Here is a 21926-nt window from a genome sequence, read left to right on the forward strand (position 1 = left end):
ATATGTCGGATAGTTAACTTGGCATAAGCCACGCCCTATCCGAAGCCGATTCATCTCATGACTGAAGTCACGAGTGTTCTCGGCTATTTCATAAATAGGGATTCAGCTTCATAGATGTATTTATACATAGGGGCGTCGATCATGAGGTTCGTTTCTTTATGAGAGTAAGGAGTGGAGCCTTTGTATTTACGGATATATCTTCTGATTAACTGATGAACATAATCTTCTCTAATTTCCAGCTTCTTAATTTTTGGGGGCTTGCAAAAAGTATTCCTCATTAAAACAGCATACAGCAGTTCATCTGCTTTTAAAATGTAGTAAATATAATGTATTTCATCCTCCGTGACATTTGGATTGTTCCGGAGAGCTTTTTTTATTGTATTTTTCAAGTTGGACCAATTTGATTTAATATTTGAAATCGCATCGTCTAAAGCAAGTTTCCAGTATCTAGCAGGGAGTTTCCACTGGTCGGCAAATTTAGTCTGGACCCAAACATCGCGAATCAATTTCCGATAATTTTTCAACATTAAAAAACTATTAATCCCAGCAAATCGAGAGTAAACATAGTTTTTAACCTTTGCAAAGCGCCTGGCAATTAACTTGATTTCTTCAAAATCTTTAGGATCAATGGAAGAACTTCGTTGCTTTACATTTCTCAAAATTTGATTGATAGTAGCAGGTTTATCCTTATTGGGCACTCCAATCACCTCCAGTTTTCACCCAACGGTATACGTACGTATGTTCTATGCGTTAAATATAGCAAAACCTGTAGAAACTGTCTACAGGTTTCATCGTAATTATCTATATTTTTAGTAGCTGTTTCTTACCTCTCTTTTATTTTTCAAAAGACACTTCTTCTCCGTAACCGAGGGGGATAACAGCTGTTTTGGGGTAATCTTTTAATAGCTTCTCTAGTTCTTTGTCTTTGTCGACCATGAAATCAACCACTGGAAAGGCATTGAGTAGTTGTGTTAAGGATTCAGGTGCTGCGGCGGTTTCATTGGTTGGGAAGGTGTGACTCGGTATGACATAATGAACATCTAATAAATGCTTTACCGCATAAGCTGCTTCCCTCGGACTCATCGTGAAATGCCCGGAAGAGGATAATATCGCAATTTCAGGCTGATACACGTCTTGAATTAGCTTCATATCGGACATCAAGGCTGTATCCCCTGAGTGGTAGACAGTATAGTCATTTTGAAAATCAAAAATAAAGCCGGCAGCTTCTCCCGCATACACAGGAGTACCCTCAGTTTCTCTATAAGAAGAAGTGTGCTTTGCCTGGACCATCGTAACAAACACATCATCAAAGGAAACAGAGCCTCCTAAATTGACCGGCAGGACATTTTTAATCCCTTGCTGTAGAAGAATTAATGCCAGCTCATATTGCGCAACTATCATAACTTCAGGTTTATGTTCAATAATTTTAGACAGCCCGCTTGTATGATCAAAATGCCCGTGAGTTAGAAAAACACAATCAAGGGATTGATAGAACTCAGCTGTATCCAAATCCGGCGGAAACCCGGGATTTAAATCAAAAAACGGATCAATCAGATAGTTTTTTCCTTCCTTACTTTTTAAAACATACATAGCATGGCCAAGCCGTTGAATTTTCATCGTGTGACCCCCTAAACAATAATCACGACCAATCTAATTTTATTTTTAGGATTGGAAATTTAGAACCTGGGCATGAAGGAGATCATAATGAGTAAAATGAAGGAAAGAATAAAGATTTTAGTATATTAATGTCTTTGATAAGATAGGTGAAGGAAAAAATCAGGCAGGGACCCGGGAAAATGTCCTTCAGATTTTAATTCCCTAAATTAATCGGGAAACATAATCTCTTAAAAAAAGTTCCTGTGACTTAACTTACTAAATAATTGAAACCAAATATGTTATTATTCGTATAAATAAACAAAGATTATAAGGAGATGTATGTATTGTTCCTAGCAGAACTTCACTCAGAGGAGAGAGAAGCTTTTCTTGAATTAGCTAATTTAATTGCCGCAATTGATGGGAATCGATCTATATTTGAAGAGTCAATTGTAAATAAATATAAAAAAGAAATGGATCTTGAGGATTACCAACTAAAAGGTCTCGCCATGGAGGATATTCTCAAGAAATTTAAATCGGAACGCTCCAAAAATATCGTCTTAGCTGAGCTGTTCCAACTAATTTATTCCGATGGAGTATTTCATGAACAAGAAAGTGAATCAATCCGCATAATCAAGGAATACTTCGGTTTTAATTCGAAAGAATTTGCAAGCTTCAAGGATTGGATTGATAAGATAAAGGAATTATCCCTTTGACAAATAAAAGGAGCCTGGCAGATTTCCAAGCTCCTTTTTATTTATATAGTCGCTGCTCAGCCTGCCGCCACTTTTTAAAACCCAACAAGCCTTTTTTCCCTTTCTGATTTACAGCCGTTAAACCAACAGCTACTAGTAGAAGTGCTACAATTGTATTAACGGTAATGTGTTCACCGGGCAGAAAAATCGCTGATAGTATTGTTCCGGAAACAGGTACGACAAACTTATAAAGTGAAACTTCCCCTGCCTTATTATACTTGAGTAAAGAGGTCCACAATGCGAAGGCTGCTGCAGAAAGAAATACGGCATACCCCAATAACAGCCACGCATTCGGGGTAAAGTCAAGCGCATGGGGTTTAAGATTTGGAATCCCGACTACAAGCATAATAAACGAACCTGTGAACATTTGCCAACCGGTTAAGGCAAAGGGATGAAGAGTTGCCGAAAGGCGCTTTGATAAAAAGGTACCGAAAGTACTGGCTAATCCGGAAAGTAGCATAAAACCTTCTCCCAAAAACGAAAAGTCTAGTGAAGCATCCTGTCCCCAATTTGACAGCACAATACCCCCGAATCCCGTAATCAACCCTAAAGCCTTACGCCAATCTAGGCGGTCATCTTTATAAACAAAATGTGCCAGAAAAACAACGAAAAATACGCCGCTAGAATTTAAAATGGATGCCTTCATCCCCGATGTATGGGCCAATCCGTTATAAAAAAAGAAATAACTTAAAGACGTTGTAAATAATCCTAAACCAATAATAGCAGGCCACTGCCGCCAGTTCACTTTCAAGGCCTTACGATCAACGCAGAACATGAAAAACAGCAGCAACAAAGACGCCATCATGAAACGGATTCCGGCAAAAACAATTTTTGCCGATAAATCATCTTCTGCCATCCCAAGCTCATCATAACTAAGTTTAAGAACCGGAAAAGCACTTCCCCATAAAACTGAGCAAAATACTGCAACCATGATTACCCAGTATTTATTTGTAAAAAAACGCGTATAGCCCTTTTGCTGGTTCATACTAGTCCACTCCAAAATTACGTCTATCACTCTAGTTAGCCATTATACACGAGACTGAAAGGGCCTGCACTAGTTAAATTAGAGGGATAATCAGTCATAAAGGAAAAATGATATGATGGAAATATAATTATTTTTGGAGGATGTATATGGGCTATATTGAGGATTTGCGAAAAGTTATCGGCACCCGCCCGATTATTTTAGTAGGAGCAGTCGTGGGTGTTTTCAATGAACAAGGGGAAATTCTTTTACAAAAGCGTCCTGAGGGAATTTGGGCGCTTCCGGGAGGTCTCCTAGAATTAGGAGAATCTGCTGAAGAGGCAGGGAGAAGGGAAGTTTTTGAAGAAACAGGAGTTGAAATTGGCGAGCTCGAGCTTGTAGATGTTTTTTCAGGAAAGCAGTATTTCAGAAAACTGGAAAATGGGGACGAATTCTATCCAGTTACAATCGTATATGTTTCCCCTGATATAAAAAGCAATACCATCAAAGTGGATGGCGAGGAATCCATTGATGCCCAATTCTTTCCTCTACAAGAATTACCGGAAGGAACAAGTCCGTTAGTTATGAAGCTGATTCAAAAATGGGGAGAAAAACTAATTTAGTGAGGAGACTGTCTCTTAGTCAAGTTGTCCCAAATAAGCTCGGTTATGGCAGCCAAAAAGCCATACCAGTCCTTTTATACTAGGCTAATAGTATTCATGAAAAAATATTCTAACAGATTAAAAAACGTTTACAAATATGTTACTGAGGTCAAGTTACAAAGGGAGAAAATAGCGGTAAAACTCCAATGTTATAATATTTACCGCTATTTCTATAGTTTGTAATAGAAAGCGTTTACATAGCCATGTATTCAATAAAATTACTATATTACCACTTTGTGTGGATGTGCATTAACTAACTTTTCATTATGATATCTATGTATTAATAATGAAAAGTTAGGAAGTGCTATAGTTGAAAAAAAATCTAGTAACAGCAGCTGCAACGGCCGGGCTTGTACTAACTGCATTTGGAGCCACTGCCAATGCACAAGAACCTACATACACGGTTCATCCCGGCGATAGTCTTTGGAAAATTTCTCATTTACAAAATGTTTCTATCAATCACTTGAAAGAGTGGAACGATCTTTCAAGCGATAAAATATATGTAAATCAAAAATTATCCCTTACCTACACAGTAAAACCAGGTGATAGTCTATGGGAACTAGCTAGAGCCAATGGAACAACAGTAAGTGAACTTAAAAGCTTGAATGGATTATCATCTGATTTGATCCGCATTGGTCAGCAATTGAAAATACCAAATTCAAAGACTAGTACTCAAGTTACTGCTCCAACTACTTCTGTTAACAAACAATATGTTGTCCAAAAAGGGGATACGCTATCAAAGATTGGGACCCGATTTAATGTATCCGTTTCACAGCTTAAAAATATCAACCACTTAACATCAGACTGCATTTATGTAGGACAGACCTTAAGTGTGAGTGGTGCCCAAACAACAGCTGCTTCGTATAAAGTTTCTGAAGTTCCAACTAGAAAAGTTATTAAATCCAATGCGAAAGCTGCAGTGAAACGAGTAGAGATCATTAAAAGTGTTGTGGCAAAATCGGAATCAAAAACTGCGGTAAAACCTGCCGAGCCTTCAGAGACAAAGGTGACTCAAAAACCAGCAGTAACGTCCGGTTCAACCGTGACTCAAAAATCTGAGAGTAGCACCTATTCAAAAGAGTCTGTAAAACCAGCAGCACCTTCAACATCAACAACTGTCCAAAAGCCAGTTGAGAAACCGCAAGCAGAGGTTGCTCAAAAACCTGCTGCTAATTCCGCATCAAAGGTCCAAGAAGTAATTGCTGAGGCCCAAAAATACATAGGTACCCCATACCGCTGGGGAGGAAATACTCCTAGTGGTTTTGATTGCAGTGGTTTCACAAAATATGTATTCGATCAGGTAGGAATTTCATTGCCTAGAACAACCAGTACACAATGGAGCGCAACAACACCAGTTAGTTCGCCAAGCGTTGGGGACCTAGTCTTTTTTGAAACCTACAAAGCCGGACCATCACATGTTGGAATCTACTTAGGTAATAATAAATTCATTAGCGCAGCAGACCAAGGTGTTGTTATCTCCGATTTAACCGTATCCTATTGGAAAACAAGATACTTGGGCGCAAGATCTCCTTATTAAAAAATAGCCAAATCTAAATAATGTTGATTTATCGTACCTGCCTCTAACTGGTATAATGTTGGGGCAGGTACTTTTTGTATATTTTGGTATCGAATGTACCATGGAATTGATTACAGACCATAAAGGAAGTCGGAATACGCAATGTTTAAAATCGGATTAGTAGGCCTTGAATCTTCTATCAAACAGATTTTAGATTTGGCCAAAGAATATATGCAGGAATTGGAATTCATTGCTTTCCCATATACGGAAATCGATGAAGTAGAGAACATTGTAAAAGAACATCATTCTCGTGCACATGCATGGCTTTTTTCTGGACCGCTCCCCTATGAAATTGCGAAAAAAACGTTGGGTACAGATAAAATCATGGTCCATGTTCCTGCAACGGAATCAGGCTTTTTTAAAGCTTTTCTAGAATTGATTCATGAACAAGGGAAAATGATTGCTAAGCTTAGTATCGATACGATGACGGTAAACAACGTCAGCGAGGAAGCTTTATCCCAGTTAAGTATTAAACTGCCAGTCGTTTATACAAAAGAGTTTGAGTTGGATGTTGATACCAACGAATTGTTGCAATTTCACCTGAATTTATGGAATAAAGGAAAAACTGAAGGAGCATTAACCTGTTTCCCATCCGTATGTGAAGCGTTAAGGGAAAAAGGAATTCCCGCCTACCGAATGTCAATGACTTATATGGAGATACGGCAAACTCTTAGAATTCTAGCCGAAAAAGTAAAAACCTCGTATTTTAAAGATACCCAGATTGGCGTTGAAATCATCGAAGTTGAATATTTTAACAGGGTAGCGGAGGAAATGAAGACTCCTTATCATCTACAATACTTAGAGCTCAGACTAAAAGAAATGTTGATTCAACTGGGCGAAAAAATAAATGGTTCTTTTTCAGAAAAGGGAAACGGCAGATACATGATTTTTAGCTCCCGCGGCGCCATTGAACGAGAAATTGCAGCGCTGGAAGAAACCGTTCAAAAATTAGCTTTTGAGGCAGAAACAACGGTTGCAGTCGGGATTGGTTTTGGCGAGACTGCCTATGCAGCGGAAATCAATGCGTTTCGTGCCATTCAACATTCAAAAGAAATGAAGAAGCGCGAAATTGTCATGGTTCAAGATGATGGTAAATTTGTCGAATCACCTGGTCAAAACAATGAATTACAGTATGAAAGCCGTTCCCAAAATGAAATCCTTATTGAAAAATTAAAAAAGGGAAATATCAGTGTAAAAACGTATAAAAAAATTGTTGCCCTTATTCAAAAAATGGGATGGCATGATTTTACAACAAAGGATTTAGCGGCACAACTTGAGATGACAGAGCGTAATGTGCGCCGGATTGTAACAGATATGTGTGAAGTGGATTTGGCAAAATGTGTTGGCCAGGAGGCCTATGCAACTCGGGGAAGACCGAGTAAAATATATCGATTGTTATAAGCATCCATCGATTTGGGTGCTTATTTATTTTGGCTTTTTTAGCAACCTAAAGATTACCACATTCATAAAATTCAAAAAACTATTGAAACTCACCTTATAAACCTATATACTTCATTTAAGGAATTTTTTCCTTAAACTAACCAAAAATAAAATTAAAAAGGAGGTTTATGGAGGTGTTCACAATGATAACAATGGATGATTTATTCTTAGAGGTTAAAGAGGAAGTGATTAGCTGGAGGAGACATTTACATAGATATCCGGAGCTATCTTTTCAGGAAGTAAAAACAGCCCAATTTGTTTATGAAACACTGCAATCTTTTGGTGATTTGGAAATTTCACGTCCGACAAAAACCAGTGTTATGGCACGGTTGATAGGTCAGCATCCAGGAAAAGTGATTGCACTGCGGGCAGATATGGATGCGCTTCCAATTGAAGAAGAGAATGACTTCGAGTTTGTCTCACAAAATTCAGGTGTCATGCATGCTTGCGGACATGACGGGCATACGGCCATGCTGCTTGGTGCAGCAAAGATTCTGACCAAATTAAAGGACCAAATAAGTGGGGAAGTTCGCTTTTTATTTCAGCATGCCGAAGAACTTCCGCCTGGGGGTGCCCAAGAAATGGTAAACGCAGGTGTCCTCGAGGGAGTGGATTTAATCCTTGGTGCCCATCTGGTTTCTACTCTTCCGTTAGGGAAAATTGGTTTGAGTTATGGTCCAATGATGGCCGGAGCGGATACGTTTAAAATAACCGTTTTAGGTAAGGGAGGACACGCCTCACAACCTGATCAAACGATTGATCCGATTGCGATTGGAGCTCAAGTGGTAACGAATCTTCAGCACATTGTTTCAAGGTATCAAGATGCTCAGGATACTTTAGTGATTTCAGTAACTCAATTCCATGCGGGAAGTGCGATAAATGTGATTCCAAGTACGGTAACGATTGGAGGGTCGGTTCGATGCTTTAGCCCGGAATTGCGGGAGAAGATTCCGAACTTTATTGAACGAATTGTAAAGGGGCTAACGGAAGCACATGGAGCCACCTATCAATTTAATTATCAGTTCGGTTATGCCCCTGTTATTAATGATGAGGAAGTTACGAGAGTAATAGACGAAACGGTTTGTGAAGTTTTTGGAGAAGAAAGCCGAGAGTTGGTCAAGCCGATGATGGCAAGTGAAGATTTTTCCGCTTTTCAAAAAGTAGTACCTGGATCATATGTTTCAATTGGTGCCGGTAATGAAGAAAAAGGGATTATCTATCCACATCATCATCCTAAATTTACAATTGACGAAGAAGCTTTAGAGGATGGAACAAGGTTATTGGTTCACGGAACTTTGAAATTATTAAATCAAAAATACTAGGGGGATAAGAGAATGAAATCCATCTATTGGCTCGCCGTTATCCCGTTTCTCGGTCTTGTTGCAGGAGCTTTATTTACTAATCGAATGACTCCCTACGTTCTCGGAATGCCGTTCTTTCACTTTTGGATTGTACTCTGGTCTTTTTTAACCACAGGAATACTTGGGATTATCTATATTTTCGATCCAGCGAACCGGGAGGGAGATTCAAAATGAATATTGCAGTGCTTTTCATCCTGCTATTTTTTGTTGTTTCAGTTGCTATTGGAATTTGGGCAAAAAAAGGGAAGGAAATGAACTTGGAACAGTGGTCGGTGGGGGGACGAGGAATGGGAACCCTGTTGGTTTTCCTATTGTCAGCTGGTGAAATGTATACGACCTTTACCTTTTTAGGGGCAAGCGGTTCTGCATATCGGGATGGGGGTTCGATTTTTAGTATCGTCACATACGGCTGCCTGGCAACGGTGATCTCCTACTTTGTATTTCCTGCCATATGGAGGTATGCAAAGCAACACCGATTAGTTTCCCAATCTGACTTTTTTGTAAAAAAATATCAAAGTCCGTATCTTGGAGTCCTTGTTGCTGTGATTGGGATTGTCGCGTGTACTTGTTACTTAGTTCTCCAATTCAAAGGATTAGGCTATATTGTGACGGCCACTTCCTATGGGGTTATTTCCTCTAAAGCAGCCATTTGGATTGGAGCCCTTGGTGTAACTATTTTTGTAATGATTTCCGGTATTCATGGTTCGGCCCTGACATCGATATTAAAAGATATACTGATTCTTGGCATTGTGGTCTTTTTAGGAGTCTATTTCCCTCTTCATTATTACGGCGGGATTAATGCGATGTTCGAGGCGATTGATCAGGCGAAACCAAATTTTCCTGTACTACCTGAACAAGGAATGAGCGTATCGTGGTATATCTCGACCGTTATCTTAAGTTCCATTGGATTCTATATGTGGCCGCATGGATTTTCTCCCGTTTTTGCTGCTTCCAGCGAAAAGGCATTAAGAAAAAATGCAGCCCTTATGCCCATCTACCAATTGATTTTGTTGTTTGCCTTTTTTGTCGGGTTTGCGGCCATCTTGCAGACACCAGGATTAAAAGGCAGTGCAGCCGATTTAATCTTACTCAAGTTTTCCAAACAGGCATTTGACCCATGGTTTGTTGGGCTGATTGGCGGAGCCGGTGTGTTAGCTGCTTTAGTACCAAGTTCTTTGCTATTGATGACCATTTCCACTTTGTTTGCTAAAAATATCTATCAGGTATTCGTTCCTGCGACAGCGGACAATCAGATTGCAAAACTAGTAAAATATCTTGTTCCCTTTATATCTCTTGTAGCCATTTACTTAACTTTCAAAGGTGGAAACAGCCTTTTTAGTATCGCCATCATCGCTTACAATTTTATTACCCAGCTTGCCCCTGCCTTTTTTGCCAGTTTGATGAAAAGGAATTTTGTGACGAAACAGGGGGCATTTGCTGGAATTATTATTGGTGGTGTGTTAGTGTCTTTTATGGACTTGGGGAATATAAAAATTGCAGATCTATTCCCGCATCTTCCTCACGTCATTAAAGACTTGAACGACGGAATCATCGCCTTATTTATTAATATCATCATTTTAGTGATTGTTAGTTTCGTAACAAAAAAAGCGGCATCAACGCATCAGAAGGCCGATGTTTTGGAACCGGTACAGTAAAATAGCAGTTTCATAAGATTGGGGATTCCTTAAATGAGGAATCCTCCAATGTTGTCCTAACCAATCGTTTGATTAGCATTTTTCCTCCAACGAGATTTCAAAAGTAACCCACTGATAGCAATCCAAATTAAGCCAAAAGGAACAGACATCCATGCTGTGAGGAATTGATCATTAAAAAAAAGGAGACATAAAGAACTTAATAATATTAAATATCCGGATGGATGAGGGAAGAATTTTAACTTTATACTTCTTAGACCAAATATAAACATTCCTATAATAATAAGAATAAAACCAATGGGTGCGGCGGGTTCCCACCCCCCATTTAAGAATTGCCTAAGGGAATGTCCAATGAAATATAAAACACCGCCAATTTGAATGAAAATAAAAGCTAACCTCACTATTCCTTTACGAAGAGCAAAAATGCGGTATAAAAAGGCTACCCCAATTGTAATGAATAACATTCCAATACTTAACCAGGGCATAGCGCCAACCGAGTTTCGATAAATTTCTTTAGAGGGGATACCCGGTGGACTATTAGCTAGACGGATACCAAAAAACACCCAAAGAAGTCCCCCTATGACCAATAATACAGTAGTAAAACGAATTGAATGAACTTTCATCCATTAACCCCTTGATATTCAGACTTACTTAGATAATATTCAATCAGGGTCTAACAATCCCATTGATTGATAAATTTCTTAGCCATCCGTCCCTTCTGGGCATTTGAGGTTTTGCGATTGCCCGCAGACAATTCTTCGTTTTTCCATAGTAAACTAGTTCATTAGAAGGTTTGTCCTATTAAAAGGATAAGTTTAAAATAGATAGGATAGAAATAATTCTTCTAGGAGCAGACCGATGGATACAAAAGAGCAATCGTTATTAAACTATTATTATGAGAAGTTAGTCAATCAGAAGTTTGATGAAAAGGATATTTATGTGTTTTTGCTGTTGATTCGAAATCGAAGTAAAGGGATTCGCTGTTTTCAGGAACTGGCGGATTTAGCGATGCATAGAGAGCATTATACCGGATATATCAAGGATTACCTTTTTGAGACCAGAAGGAAATTTGAAAATCTCGGGAAAACGAAAGCGGCTATTCGTATCGAAGATGTGTTTTCCTATAAAGAAATCAAAACGGGAATGAATAAAGCTTTAGCGGAGTATCAGTTACCCGGTTTAGCCAATGAGAATGTAAACGACTTTGTCACCTGTCTGATTTCCATTCTCCAACAAATCCCAATCGTGGATGATAAGGAAAGAGAGATAGGTAAACTATTTTTCTCTGTCTCCAATAAACAGATTATTTTGATGGCAGAATTAGAGGTTACTCAAAACCTATTCAAGAAAACGAACGCTGTTTTTCCTGTTCTGACTACGAATAATAGTTACCTGGATATTAAAAAACAGGATCGGTTTGATACCCCTTATTTGTTTGCTGACGAGGCGGTTGAAATCATCAATCAGGAAGGGAAGCTGGAGATTATTATACCGGAGTAAGAATCTACCCAAACAAAAAAAAGCCTAGACCATGGAGGAAATCGATCTAATTGGTTTAGGCTTTTTTTAATCCGGGCATGAGTCACCAAACATGCAATTGTGGGGACCACTAAACATGAAAATTAGTTTTCGCCTCACCGTAATGAAGCGCCTGAATAATTCTTACTGTCCAGAAGTTATTTTCACACCAACAGCACCTATTATAATACAAAGGATTAAAAAGATTCTTTTACTACTTCTCGGTTCATTAAAGCAAGCCATGCCTACCAAGACACTTCCAACAGAGCCGATGCCAGTCCATATTGCGTAAGCGGGTCCGATTGGAAGAACCTTTAATGAGAGGGAAAGAAAATAAAAGCTGAAACTTCCAAATACAAGACAGGCTACCGTAGGAAGAAATTTTTTAAATCCTTCTGCACGTTTTAGACTTATGACACTTCCAATCTCAGCAAATCCAGCAAGAAGGAGTAACAGCCATGCCATCTACTTATCACCTACCCTTGGACAAATCATCTACTTCTTGTTGACCGACATTTGACTCGATTTTTAATCCAATTATTCCAAAAATCATTAAAATGACAAAAAAAATTTTTAGCAGATTGATAGACTCTCCCCAAAAAATCGCCCCAATAGCTATTGTTCCAACCGTACCCAAACCCGTAAAAATGGCATACCCTGTTCCCACGGGTATGAAACGTAAAGCTTTTGATAATAAAAAAAAGCTGAAAATGATAACCCCCACTGTGAGGACACTAGGTATGAATTCAGTAAACCCGTGCGAATATTTAAGTCCTATAATCCAGACGATCTCTAAAAGACCTGCAATCAAAATATAAATCCAATCCATTTAAAGCTTCTCCCTTATCAGTAGGCGCCATCCCAATACGTGTCATTACTAACCTGCTATTTTAATAGATTATATTATGGTTGTCTCACTAAATTTTTAAAGTATTGGTCAATGGCATGAGCCACACCATCTTCATCATTTTTAAGAGTGGCCATGGTACAAATATCTTTAATCTCACGTTTTGCATTTCCCATCGCCACGCTATATTTCACCTTCTGGAACATAGATCGATCATTGTCGCTGTCTCCGATGGCCATTGCATGGTCTAAACTGCAATTTGTCAAAGAACAAAGTTTTTCAAGGGCAATTCCTTTTGAAGCATGTTTGCTGGTAATTTCAATATTATGATGAGCAGAGGAAACAACCGTTAACGAACCAAATTCTTTAAAGTGTTTCCGGCTTTCTTCTAACTTCTTTTCATCAAAAGAACACACTACAATATTATAAAAATCTTCCGTTTGTTTTAGGATATCATGATAGTTTTCAACAAAAACATACCCATACTGATCAAGTTGTCTTTCTGCTTCCTCCACTAATTCTTTCCTATCACCATCTAACTCGGCTCTTTTCATCTTTTGAATTTCATGATTGAAATTTTCCCTGTCTTTTCTAATTGTATAAATGGCTGTGTTTGTAAACACCTCATAGTAAAAATTCCGTTCGTCTAACCATTGAAGAATAGATTGCACGTCATTTTTCTCTATTGCAGCAGCAGACAAAAGCTTCTCATCTTTTGAATGAATGGTGGCACCGTTTGTACCAATTACAACGGTAGAAAGCCCAGCCTTCTCACAAATTCTTCGCACATCAAAATATGCCCGGCCTGTTGAAATGACTACTTCAACGCCATTCTCTTGGGCATATTGAATCGCTTTTACATTTTCTTCACTTATTTCAATTTGATGGTTTAATAACGTTCCATCTAAGTCTATTGCAATTAAACTCATGTTCTTTGACTCCTTTTATGGATATCTATGCTTTGATCCAATCGATTTCGTTTAATCTCAAATCATTTTCCCAAGATTCCGGAAGCAGTTGGTCACACACAATGATATCTATTTTCTCTAAGGGGCATATTTTGCAAAATGTATCCACACCAAATTTTGAGTAATCGGCTAACAAAATAATTTGTTTTGATACCTTCACCATGGTTCGGGAAACCAAAGTTTCATTTAAATGGAAATTACTAACCCCGTTTTCAATAGAGACACCGCCTGCTGAAATAAAGGCCTTATTAATATTGAATTGATTTAATACCTGCTCCGTAATACCACCACTGACTGATTGCTGTTTCGGATCAATTTGTCCGCCTAACAGTAAAACCTCTCCTGTGAACTTTTGTTGATTAAGAGATTCCGTTAATACAGCTGATACTGGGATAGAATTTGTTAAGATCGTTATATTTTTTTTGTTTTGGATAGAATGGGCAAACTCCAGCGTAGTGGTTCCGACATCAATAACAATGACATCTCCATCGGAAATAAGCTCCGCTGCTTTTTTACCAATTTGAATTTTTCCTTCTTGATTCACTGTCGTACGCTGGGTAAATGGAGGTTCTCCGGATTGAAAGGTTGTTTTAATTGCCCCGCCATAGACCTTTTTTAATAACCCGTTTTCCTCTAATTGTGTTAAATCCCGACGGATGGTTTCCTCTGAAACATTGAATTGTTTGGCCAAATCAATGACTTTTACCTTTCCAATTCGTTTTAACTCATTTAAAATTTCATTTTTTCTTTCCTCTGGTAAGATTAACATGTGATTACCCCGTTATTATTTTATAAAACAATGCATTCTTTCTTTGGTATAAGGATACGAATAGGTGATCCCTGACCCAGTTTTTCCCCTTGATGGTGTAGAGAATCCACATGAAAGATGGAACCATCTGTTTCAACTTCGTATCTTAAAACATTCCCGGTCATCGAAATATCCCGAATCACACCGTTAACCGACCACTTATCTTGCAGGTGCATGGTGTCTTGATCAACTGGCGTTAATTGTAATACTTCTGGGCGGATCGCGACTTCATTGCCTTTTACTTCCGGGCTTCGAATCAGTTTATTAAATATCTCGACATTTAGAACATTATAATTCCCGATAAATTTTGCAACAAAGGTATTGACTGGGGAAGTATAAATTTCTGATGGCGAACCTGATTGAACAATATTTCCTTCATTCATAATAAAGATCTTGTCTGACAAGGTCATTGCTTCCTCTTGATCATGGGTAACAAAGACTGTCGTGATCTCCAATTCTCTTTGGATTCTTTTTAATTCCCTTTGTAAATTTTTCCTGATTTTTGCATCCAATGCACTCAATGGCTCGTCCAAAAGCAGCACTTTCGGCTCCATTACAAGCGCCCGTGCAAGTGCAACCCGCTGCTGCTGGCCGCCGGATAGCTGATGCGGATAAGATCCTTCTTTTCCGGTTAAATCTACCATATCGATCATGTTTTGCACTCTTGATTTGATATTTGTTTCTTTTTTCATTTTAAGCCCATAGGCAATGTTATCGAAAACGGTCATATTCGGGAAAAGGGCATAAGATTGGAATACCATGCCGACCTCACGCTGCCGGGGTGATAAATGTGTAATATCTTTTTGATCTACCAAGATCCTTCCCTTATCCACTTCTTCAAGTCCGGCAATGGACCTGAGCAATGTACTTTTTCCGCATCCGCTTTGTCCAAGAAGTGTGGCAAATTCTCCTTTTTGCAATGTTAAAGATATATGATTTAAAACCACCTGGTTTTCATATCGCTTCGTCACTTGATCAATGGTTACATAGCTCATTAATTTTCACCTTCCAAAAAAGTAATGTTTTTAGGAGACTGTTTCTTATTACTTGAAAAAATCCGCTTCTTTTTTAACATATATGGACTTTTTTGGTTTCTAAACGTGGCTTTTAAAACGGCCCATGTTAAAAGCATAATTACTGTATAATACGTAATAACAATGGCACTTGTTAAGTGACCGCTTGTATTTAATTTGTTGGAAAGATAAATTTGGAGGGTTTCAAACTGTCCTCCAACCAGCAGGTTAGCAAAAGAAAACTCACTAAATAAAAGAGCAACGGATAATAGTGTAGATACTAGGATACCGGATAGAATATTAGGAAATACGACGGTTCTAAAAGCTTGAAATTTGGATGCCCCCAATAACTCAGCGGCATCAACAAGTTCCACCGCATTAATGGTCCGCAGACTGTTCCGAATCCCTTGATACATGAATGGCAAAATGGTAACAAAATAAGCACCAATCAAAATCCAAGGTGTTCCGGAAATTTGAATCGGTCCATTCGAATATAACTTGATTAATCCAACAGCTCCAACAATGGGAGGGATTCCATAAGGAAGCATCGCCACCGCTTGAAGAAGTCCTTCCAACTTGCGGAAATAAATCGTGATAATAAAAATCGTCGGAAGCATAATCAGGATACTAAGCCCCACAGTCATAACAATCAGAAACAAGGTGTGTTGAAAGGCAGTAAAAAACCTTGCATCTTGAAATAATTCAATATACCACTTCATGGTAAAAGACTCAGGTAAAATGGTACGATCCCACTTGCCGGCAATAGAAAATAAAAACGTCCCGATTAGCGGAATTAACAAATAAATAACGAGTAACCCAACAGCCACCTTATGGAAACGCAATGAAGATTTCATTATAAATCCCTCCTGAAACGACGCATCATGCGCTGATTAAACCACATCGCCATAATCATCGTCGAAGCTAAAAGAACACCTAATGCACTGCCCAGCTGTGGCTTTAATGCAACATCACTAGCAACCAGAGAGGCAATTTGCAAGGATAGTAAATTATAATTGCTGCCGACTAATGCATAAGCCGTAGCATATGCGCCCATGGCATTCGCAAACAAAATACTGAATATGCCTGCAATACTTGGCAAAAGGACAGGGAGACCAATATGAAGCCAAAATTGCCGTTTTGAAGCCCCTAATAAAGCTGCAGCTTCCTTCCATTGCTGTTTAATCCCTTGATAGGAGGGATATAGAAGCATAATCGCCATTGGAATTTGAAAATAAACATAAACAAGAATTAACCCCGTCCAAGAGTATAAATTAAAATTCCCAAACACATTCCAGCCAAATTTGGCAAAAAGCAAAGTAAACAGACCATTGTTTCCAAGTAAAATAATATAGGAAAAAGAAAGAGGAATCCCTTCAAAATGCGAAGTCATATTGGCAATCATGAGTAAACGATTTTGTGCTTTCTTTGAAAATTTTGTAAACGAATAGGCAATGCCAATCGCCACTATGATCGAAGTGAATGCAGAAAAAAAGGAAATAAGAACACTGTTTTGAATGGCTTGTAAGTAAAATTTACTTTTGAATATGGTTACATATTGCTCGATTGTCACCTTGATTCCATCGTCAGCATAAAAGCTATTTTTCAACATTGTAACTAATGGTCCAATTTCAAAACCAACAATAAAAATAATAAAAGGTAACAAAAGAGCTAATAAATACAGTTTTTGTTTTTTTAGTTTTTGCAAGATTTTTCGCTCCTCTAAATATGGCTAAACAATCCTTTGAATCGATTTGGCCCTAATGCCAAATCGATTCAAAGTTTCAAAGAATGCTTTATTGATAGACGAGGCTGTCCTAATTAAAGAGTGACCGCTTCTTTCAATCCAGGAAATTTATAAGAAATCATTTTGTCAGACGGTTCAATCCCTAACAGTTCACAAACAAGTGGAGCAAACGCCAATTGAGGAATGGTTTCCTCATGTATTCCCGTTTCAATTCTCGGACTGATGGCAAAAAGCGGTACATCACGTTCACCATCCGTTATGCCGCCATGGTTCCCGTATTCACTCATCCCATGGTCGGAGGTAATCAAAATATGGTAACCGGATTTCATCCAAATCGGGAGAAGCTCCGCTAACAAGCTGCCCATTTTTAAAATTTGTTCACGATATTCTTTCGATTCAGAACCATAATTCTCCCCTTTTACATCCACTCCCATAGGATGAATGTATAAAAAGTGCGGATCATGCTTTCTGCGCAAAGCCTCTGCATCCATTAACAAATGGCTATCTGGATAATCATCGTCCCAATAGAACGATCCGGATTGAATAGGATTAGACATATCTTCTTGAATACGGTCTTCAATAAAGGTGAATGGCGCCCGATTATATAGTTCGCTTACCCAGTAATAGGCTGCAGCAGCATTTCTTAATCCGTTTTCTTTCGTAAGATGAAAGATACTTTTCTCCTTAGATAAACGAACCGTTTGATTGGAGGTAATTCCATTCATGGATGCCGGCGTACCGGTTAGTAATACTTCATACAGCGGACGGGAAAGGCTTGGAAGCTCCGATTTCACTTTGTATAGTGCCGCCTGATTCGTTTCAACTAAATGCTGAACATATCCCAGTGCTTCGCACCCCTTGTCATATCTCATTCCATCAACAACAACGACAATCACTTTATTTAACATTTACTAATACCTCTTCTTGCCAAAGCTGCGGTAAAGTTTTTGTTGTTTCTTCCCAAGCTTTGTAATCTTTAATTGGTTTTGCATTTTTGTATTCTTCTTTTGGAACCAGTTTGGCTGCTACCTCTTTTGGAAGTTGTACATCACGAATCGGACGTGCAAATCCTTTAGCTAAATTAATTTGACCTTCATCACTTAAGATATATTCTCTAGTCGCCATCGCCGCATATGGATGCTTCGCATACTTGTTAATGATGGTGGAATAAGCACTGACAACTGAACCTTCTTTTGGGATACTAATATCAAATTGCTTGCGGTTGATTTGCTCCGCATAACCAATTGCATTGAAATCCCAAACAATGGCTACCTCTACTTCTCCCTTTTCAATGTTAGCCGGCTTTGCGTCCGTTAGACTAAGACGGCCCTGCTTAGCAAGCTTGGCAAAATATTTAAGCCCTGGTTCGATATTTGATTCACTGCCGCCGTTTGCGATTGCTGCAGCAAGAACAGCCATTTGATTCTGTGCGCCGCGCTGAACATCCCCAACGGTTACTTTGTAGTTTCCTTTTAAAATGTCAGCCCATGATTTTGGCGGGTTCTTCACCAATTCTTTATTTGTTAGAAAGGCAATCGTTCCTTGATATCCGGCAACCCAGTCTCCATTGTCATCTTTTGCCCATTTCGGTACTTCATTCCAATAGGAGGTTTTATACGGTATGGTGAGCTTTTTTTGTTCCGCTATAGGAGCAAAGGAAATTCCCACGTCGCCTATATCAGCTGAGGCATTTTGCTTTTCGGATTCAAATTTCGCAATCTCTTCCGCACTTGATAGATCTGTATCATTATGGGTCAATTTGTATTTTTTGGTCACGTCCGTCCAGGTTTCTCCCCAGTTTGCCCATGTATCGGGCATACCAACGCTATTAATGGTCCCTTCTTTCTTTGCTTTTGACTCAATTTCCCCAACTGTTAACGAATTGGGATTTTTCACAACAGGAGCAGCTGATTTTTCATTTGTTCCGCAAGCTGCCAAACTTAGTAAACTTACACCTAATACCCCAGCTTGAATTGACTTCATTGTCTTACTCCATTTACGTTTCATCAAAAAATCCTCCCACTAGTTTGGTTTCTTTAATATTTATGTTGATTGTTTACTGTTTTAGAATAATCTATTAATATAAATCTCACATTAAGCTAATGTTAAGGTTTTGTAATGTTCTGTCCCGCCATCTAGGAGCGAATATCTTTTCATAAAAAACTACTATTATATACTAAAAAAGTGGATGCCAAGTAACCTCACTTAATTATGTTTTTTGAGGATTTTGTGTTATTTAGTTTTATTATTAATAAGCTATATTGTCCATTATTGAAAGTTAGGACCAAACTAGAAGTAATAAATAGCACATTATTGGGGTTGTTCTCTTGCGTACTTTACTATGCGGTTTCGCCATGATTATAAAAGAGTGGAAAGTCAAAGAGCATGATTAGGGGAGACAGGAGAAAATAACTTTATTTATAGCAAAAAAGATGTGGGTACCTAAAGCTTAAGCTTAGGGCCCCTTTTTGTGTAAAACAGTTCATCACGTTCGAAAACTGAAAGATCTCAAGGGCAAGAAAAACTTCGAAAGAACAATGATTGAATGAAAACGTAAAACTATGGCATCATGGGGAATATCATTTGTGATCTGGAAGGTATTTAAAACTGAAAAACATTGGAACCATTCCTTTACAGAAGTAAGGACAAGGGGACGTTTCCCTCGTCCCTAAATTTGAACTGGAACTTGAATTTCGAATGTAATCTCATTTGGTTTATCTGTGATTGTAATATCGACGTGCATAATTTGGAGAGCATCACCGGTAATATGGTATCCGTTTTCATCGAGATATTCTAATATCTTACTCAAACTTTCGCTTCGATTCCACAATAATTCCCCGTTATAACGAATACACGCAAATACCCCGGCCGGGACTGTCTTTTGGAACTGTTTTGGTATTTTTTCTTTATTTTTTGCTACCACAAAAATAACGGATGGTTCTTCAAACCGTTTCTCTTTAAGATCCGCTTCTGTGATAATAATACCCAGTCTGTTACTGGCCAGAATCGGTGTCTTCTCAGAAAGCATATTCTCTAACCTTATAACACTATAACTCAGTTCCAAATTATTATTGATTTTTTCATTTAAGGTAATTAACTTCCTTCTTCCTATTTTGCGGAACATCACTGTGTGAAGTTCTTTTTCACTTTCTACGAGCTCTAAGTATCCAATTTTTTCACGAATATTTTCCTCCAAATCATGTAACTCGTTCAGTTTGGACACAAGATCCGTATGTTTGGATTTTAGAATATCCAGGGACTTCTTAAAATTACGTTCATTAAAATAATCCTTTATTTCGTCCGTACTCATCCCAAGTTGCCGTAACTCTTTAATGGTCCCTAAAACTTCATATTGAAAAATAGAATAGTAGCGATACCCCGAATCGGGATCAACATATTGAGGTTTGAATAGGTCTATCCGATCATAGTGGCGTAAGGTCTCCGTCGTTAGCTCTCGTAACCTCGCCATTTCACCGATGGTTAATTTTTCCTTTATTTTCAATAAAACCACCCCCCCTTAAAAAATTATTATATAACTATTGACCTTTGTGTAACAACAAAGTTTACAATAAAAATACGAAATGTTCCAAATCATCTGTGAATTAATTTTATGGATATGGAGGGAGTTGAGTTATGAAACAGAAAGCGCTTGCAAGAACACTTACTTTGTCACAGGTTGTTTTTTTAGGGATTGCATGGAATAACCCCATGGTGTTTTTTAATACCTATGGAATTGCTGCCGTTGCCTCAAGAGGTGTTATTACGACTGCATACATTATTGCTTTTCTAGCAATACTTTTTACAGCTCTCAGCTATGGCAAGATGGCGAAAGCCTACCCGATCTCAGGTTCAGCCTATTCCTTTACACAAAAATCTATTAATTCTGAGGTTGGGTTCATTGTCGGTTGGACGATTATGCTTGATTATATATTAACACCTATGGTTACCTGCTTGATGTCCACTGTCTTTTTAAGTGCTGTATTTCCTGGAATCCCGCATTATGTGTGGGTAATTTTGTTGACTGCAAGCATAGTATCTCCGAGCATACTAGGTGTGGAGATATCAGCGATAACTAGTAAAATTTTTGTTATTACTCAAGTCATTTTTGTTTGCCTTTTCTGGATATTATCCTTCAAAAGTTTATCAGAAGGAGTAGGGACGGGTAGTCTTTTCTCAATTAATCCATTGTTTGATGCAGGTGTTTCCTTGTCCGATATTTTGGCAGGTGCTACCATTCTTTGTTTTAGTTTTCTTGGCTTTGACTCACTCACCACTTTATCAGAGGAAACAATCAATCCTGAAAAAACGATTCCAAGAGCGATTATTATCATGCTATTGTTTATCGGAGTTTTGTATATTGGCTCTTCTTACTTAGCACAATTAGTGAATCCGGGCATTTCATTCAAACATGTCGATTCTGCAGCCCTTGAAATTGCAGTGCTTATTGGAGGAAATTTGTTTAAATCCATTTTTATTACAGCAGTGATTATTGGTAATTTCTCTTCGGGAATTGCTTCAATTGTAAGCGCTTCCCGAGTGTTATATGCGATGGGACGAGATTCCGTATTACCCAAAAATATATTTGGATACATTCATCCAAAATTTAAAACACCATCACTTGGCATTATTGTGATTGGCGCAGTTTCTTTACTCGCAATTCTATTAACCCTAGAACAAGTTATTAAGTTTATCAATTTTGGAGCGTTAATTGCCTTTACATCTGTAAATCTGTCTGTTATCGCCCATTATTTTATCAGAAATCATAAGCGTTCTTTTATGGATTGCATTCGGTACCTATTATTACCACTCATTGGCGCAGCGTTTACGATATGGCTATGGTCGCATTTAGAAATAGATGCGTTGATTCTCGGGGGCATCTGGATGGCATGCGGCTTGATTTATCTTGTCTATTTGACGAAATGGTTCCGCCAACCACTTCCTGAGTTTCATTTTGATAATGAAATGATTCCACAAAATGTCCAAGACATTGATCGAGAGGTTATCCCTCAACAGGTAACGTAAAAATAA

The 21926-nt window shown here is 38.3% G+C and carries 23 protein-coding genes and 1 pseudogene; 10 read left to right on the forward strand and 14 right to left on the reverse strand.

The window, feature by feature from the left end; translation table 11 throughout:
* Window positions 1–83: 83 nt before the first annotated feature.
* Entirely contained in the window at window positions 84–698 is a 615-nt protein-coding gene (locus tag J2Y67_RS25030; protein WP_310178442.1) for a hypothetical protein, read from the reverse strand.
* Window positions 699–834: 136 nt separating this feature from the next.
* Window positions 835–1617, reverse strand: coding sequence for a metal-dependent hydrolase (locus J2Y67_RS25035; RefSeq protein WP_310178444.1), 783 nt, complete (start codon window positions 1615–1617; stop codon window positions 835–837).
* Between the two features lie 323 nt (window positions 1618–1940).
* Here J2Y67_RS25035 and J2Y67_RS25040 point away from each other — a divergent pair, with 323 nt between their 5' ends.
* Window positions 1941–2309 (forward strand): TerB family tellurite resistance protein, encoded by a 369-nt coding sequence (locus J2Y67_RS25040; RefSeq protein WP_310178445.1) that lies wholly within the window; start codon window positions 1941–1943, stop codon window positions 2307–2309.
* A 37-nt stretch (window positions 2310–2346) separates the two neighbouring features.
* Here J2Y67_RS25040 and J2Y67_RS25045 read toward each other — a convergent pair whose 3' ends face one another.
* The gene (locus J2Y67_RS25045; RefSeq protein ID WP_310178446.1) at window positions 2347–3333 is read right to left on the reverse strand and encodes a DMT family transporter; all 987 of its coding nucleotides are present in this window, start codon (window positions 3331–3333) and stop codon (window positions 2347–2349) included.
* A gap of 146 nt (window positions 3334–3479) precedes the next feature.
* Here J2Y67_RS25045 and J2Y67_RS25050 point away from each other — a divergent pair, with 146 nt between their 5' ends.
* From J2Y67_RS25050 to J2Y67_RS25075, 6 genes are all read left to right on the forward strand, one after another.
* The gene (locus J2Y67_RS25050; protein ID WP_310178447.1) at window positions 3480–3932 is read left to right on the forward strand and encodes an NUDIX hydrolase; all 453 of its coding nucleotides are present in this window, start codon (window positions 3480–3482) and stop codon (window positions 3930–3932) included.
* A 349-nt stretch (window positions 3933–4281) separates the two neighbouring features.
* Window positions 4282–5508: a C40 family peptidase gene (locus tag J2Y67_RS25055; protein ID WP_310178450.1), complete on the forward strand. Its 1227-nt coding sequence runs from the start codon at window positions 4282–4284 to the stop codon at window positions 5506–5508.
* 141 nt (window positions 5509–5649) lie between these two features.
* The gene (locus J2Y67_RS25060; protein WP_310178454.1) at window positions 5650–6948 is read left to right on the forward strand and encodes a helix-turn-helix domain-containing protein; all 1299 of its coding nucleotides are present in this window, start codon (window positions 5650–5652) and stop codon (window positions 6946–6948) included.
* A gap of 182 nt (window positions 6949–7130) precedes the next feature.
* Complete coding sequence (locus tag J2Y67_RS25065; protein WP_310178455.1) at window positions 7131–8309, forward strand: M20 family metallopeptidase; 1179 nt, start codon at window positions 7131–7133, stop codon at window positions 8307–8309.
* A 12-nt stretch (window positions 8310–8321) separates the two neighbouring features.
* Window positions 8322–8522: a DUF3311 domain-containing protein gene (locus J2Y67_RS25070; RefSeq protein ID WP_310178456.1), complete on the forward strand. Its 201-nt coding sequence runs from the start codon at window positions 8322–8324 to the stop codon at window positions 8520–8522.
* Window positions 8519–10003: a sodium:solute symporter family protein gene (locus J2Y67_RS25075; protein ID WP_310178457.1), complete on the forward strand. Its 1485-nt coding sequence runs from the start codon at window positions 8519–8521 to the stop codon at window positions 10001–10003. Before J2Y67_RS25070 ends, J2Y67_RS25075 begins: the two co-directional genes overlap by 4 nt.
* A gap of 56 nt (window positions 10004–10059) precedes the next feature.
* On the opposite strand, the gene J2Y67_RS25080 is transcribed toward J2Y67_RS25075, so the two are convergent.
* Window positions 10060–10623 (reverse strand): hypothetical protein, encoded by a 564-nt coding sequence (locus J2Y67_RS25080; protein WP_310178459.1) that lies wholly within the window; start codon window positions 10621–10623, stop codon window positions 10060–10062.
* 235 nt (window positions 10624–10858) lie between these two features.
* Here J2Y67_RS25080 and J2Y67_RS25085 point away from each other — a divergent pair, with 235 nt between their 5' ends.
* Entirely contained in the window at window positions 10859–11500 is a 642-nt protein-coding gene (locus J2Y67_RS25085) for a hypothetical protein (RefSeq protein WP_310178460.1), read from the forward strand.
* Between the two features lie 162 nt (window positions 11501–11662).
* Here J2Y67_RS25085 and J2Y67_RS25090 read toward each other — a convergent pair whose 3' ends face one another.
* The 9 genes from J2Y67_RS25090 to J2Y67_RS25130 all read right to left on the reverse strand — a co-directional run bounded on the left by J2Y67_RS25090 (window position 11663) and on the right by J2Y67_RS25130 (window position 18905).
* Complete coding sequence (locus tag J2Y67_RS25090) at window positions 11663–11983, reverse strand: DMT family transporter (RefSeq protein WP_310178462.1); 321 nt, start codon at window positions 11981–11983, stop codon at window positions 11663–11665.
* Window positions 11984–11990: 7 nt separating this feature from the next.
* Entirely contained in the window at window positions 11991–12347 is a 357-nt protein-coding gene (locus J2Y67_RS25095; protein WP_310178464.1) for a DMT family transporter, read from the reverse strand.
* A 74-nt stretch (window positions 12348–12421) separates the two neighbouring features.
* On the reverse strand, window positions 12422–13294 hold the full coding sequence (locus J2Y67_RS25100; protein ID WP_310178466.1) for a Cof-type HAD-IIB family hydrolase: 873 nt from the start codon (window positions 13292–13294) through the stop codon (window positions 12422–12424).
* Between the two features lie 25 nt (window positions 13295–13319).
* Entirely contained in the window at window positions 13320–14102 is a 783-nt protein-coding gene (locus tag J2Y67_RS25105; RefSeq protein ID WP_310178469.1) for a DeoR/GlpR family DNA-binding transcription regulator, read from the reverse strand.
* A gap of 20 nt (window positions 14103–14122) precedes the next feature.
* Window positions 14123–15136, reverse strand: coding sequence for an ABC transporter ATP-binding protein (locus tag J2Y67_RS25110; RefSeq protein WP_310178470.1), 1014 nt, complete (start codon window positions 15134–15136; stop codon window positions 14123–14125).
* Window positions 15136–16008, reverse strand: a complete 873-nt coding sequence (locus tag J2Y67_RS25115) for an ABC transporter permease (RefSeq protein ID WP_310178473.1) — start codon at window positions 16006–16008, stop codon at window positions 15136–15138. Before J2Y67_RS25115 ends, J2Y67_RS25110 begins: the two co-directional genes overlap by 1 nt.
* The gene (locus J2Y67_RS25120; RefSeq protein WP_310178477.1) at window positions 16008–16859 is read right to left on the reverse strand and encodes an ABC transporter permease; all 852 of its coding nucleotides are present in this window, start codon (window positions 16857–16859) and stop codon (window positions 16008–16010) included. The genes J2Y67_RS25115 and J2Y67_RS25120 overlap by 1 nt, the downstream gene beginning before the upstream one ends.
* Window positions 16860–16972: 113 nt before the next feature.
* Window positions 16973–17806: an alkaline phosphatase family protein gene (locus tag J2Y67_RS25125; RefSeq protein ID WP_310178481.1), complete on the reverse strand. Its 834-nt coding sequence runs from the start codon at window positions 17804–17806 to the stop codon at window positions 16973–16975.
* Window positions 17796–18905, reverse strand: a complete 1110-nt coding sequence (locus tag J2Y67_RS25130) for an ABC transporter substrate-binding protein (protein ID WP_310178483.1) — start codon at window positions 18903–18905, stop codon at window positions 17796–17798. Before J2Y67_RS25130 ends, J2Y67_RS25125 begins: the two co-directional genes overlap by 11 nt.
* 473 nt (window positions 18906–19378) lie before the next feature.
* On the opposite strand from J2Y67_RS25130, the pseudogene J2Y67_RS28130 reads away from it, so the two are divergent.
* A pseudogene (locus tag J2Y67_RS28130) lies at window positions 19379–19444 on the forward strand (HNH endonuclease); the annotation flags it as partial.
* Between the two features lie 122 nt (window positions 19445–19566).
* On the opposite strand, the gene J2Y67_RS25135 reads toward J2Y67_RS28130, so the two are convergent.
* On the reverse strand, window positions 19567–20400 hold the full coding sequence (locus J2Y67_RS25135; RefSeq protein WP_310178485.1) for a MerR family transcriptional regulator: 834 nt from the start codon (window positions 20398–20400) through the stop codon (window positions 19567–19569).
* A gap of 131 nt (window positions 20401–20531) precedes the next feature.
* Here J2Y67_RS25135 and J2Y67_RS25140 point away from each other — a divergent pair, with 131 nt between their 5' ends.
* The gene (locus tag J2Y67_RS25140) at window positions 20532–21920 is read left to right on the forward strand and encodes an APC family permease (RefSeq protein WP_310178487.1); all 1389 of its coding nucleotides are present in this window, start codon (window positions 20532–20534) and stop codon (window positions 21918–21920) included.
* The last annotated feature ends 6 nt before the right edge of the window (window positions 21921–21926 follow it).

Source organism: Neobacillus niacini, from assembly GCF_031456445.1.
GTDB classification, from domain to species: Bacteria; Bacillota; Bacilli; order Bacillales; family Cytobacillaceae; genus Neobacillus; species Neobacillus niacini_I.

Coding starts and splice junctions, on each gene's coding strand:
- J2Y67_RS25035 (WP_310178444.1), bottom strand. CDS start 1,617: ATGAAAATTCAACGGCTTGGCCATGCTATGTATGTTTTAAAAAGTAAG.
- J2Y67_RS25045 (WP_310178446.1), bottom strand. CDS start 3,333: ATGAACCAGCAAAAGGGCTATACGCGTTTTTTTACAAATAAATACTGG.
- J2Y67_RS25050 (WP_310178447.1), top strand. CDS start 3,480: ATGGGCTATATTGAGGATTTGCGAAAAGTTATCGGCACCCGCCCGATT.
- J2Y67_RS25060 (WP_310178454.1), top strand. CDS start 5,650: ATGTTTAAAATCGGATTAGTAGGCCTTGAATCTTCTATCAAACAGATT.
- J2Y67_RS25065 (WP_310178455.1), top strand. CDS start 7,131: ATGATAACAATGGATGATTTATTCTTAGAGGTTAAAGAGGAAGTGATT.
- J2Y67_RS25070 (WP_310178456.1), top strand. CDS start 8,322: ATGAAATCCATCTATTGGCTCGCCGTTATCCCGTTTCTCGGTCTTGTT.
- J2Y67_RS25075 (WP_310178457.1), top strand. CDS start 8,519: ATGAATATTGCAGTGCTTTTCATCCTGCTATTTTTTGTTGTTTCAGTT.
- J2Y67_RS25080 (WP_310178459.1), bottom strand. CDS start 10,623: ATGAAAGTTCATTCAATTCGTTTTACTACTGTATTATTGGTCATAGGG.
- J2Y67_RS25085 (WP_310178460.1), top strand. CDS start 10,859: ATGGATACAAAAGAGCAATCGTTATTAAACTATTATTATGAGAAGTTA.
- J2Y67_RS25090 (WP_310178462.1), bottom strand. CDS start 11,983: ATGGCATGGCTGTTACTCCTTCTTGCTGGATTTGCTGAGATTGGAAGT.
- J2Y67_RS25095 (WP_310178464.1), bottom strand. CDS start 12,347: ATGGATTGGATTTATATTTTGATTGCAGGTCTTTTAGAGATCGTCTGG.
- J2Y67_RS25100 (WP_310178466.1), bottom strand. CDS start 13,294: ATGAGTTTAATTGCAATAGACTTAGATGGAACGTTATTAAACCATCAA.
- J2Y67_RS25105 (WP_310178469.1), bottom strand. CDS start 14,102: ATGTTAATCTTACCAGAGGAAAGAAAAAATGAAATTTTAAATGAGTTA.
- J2Y67_RS25110 (WP_310178470.1), bottom strand. CDS start 15,136: ATGAGCTATGTAACCATTGATCAAGTGACGAAGCGATATGAAAACCAG.
- J2Y67_RS25115 (WP_310178473.1), bottom strand. CDS start 16,008: ATGAAATCTTCATTGCGTTTCCATAAGGTGGCTGTTGGGTTACTCGTT.
- J2Y67_RS25125 (WP_310178481.1), bottom strand. CDS start 17,806: ATGTTAAATAAAGTGATTGTCGTTGTTGTTGATGGAATGAGATATGAC.
- J2Y67_RS25130 (WP_310178483.1), bottom strand. CDS start 18,905: ATGAAACGTAAATGGAGTAAGACAATGAAGTCAATTCAAGCTGGGGTA.
- J2Y67_RS25140 (WP_310178487.1), top strand. CDS start 20,532: ATGAAACAGAAAGCGCTTGCAAGAACACTTACTTTGTCACAGGTTGTT.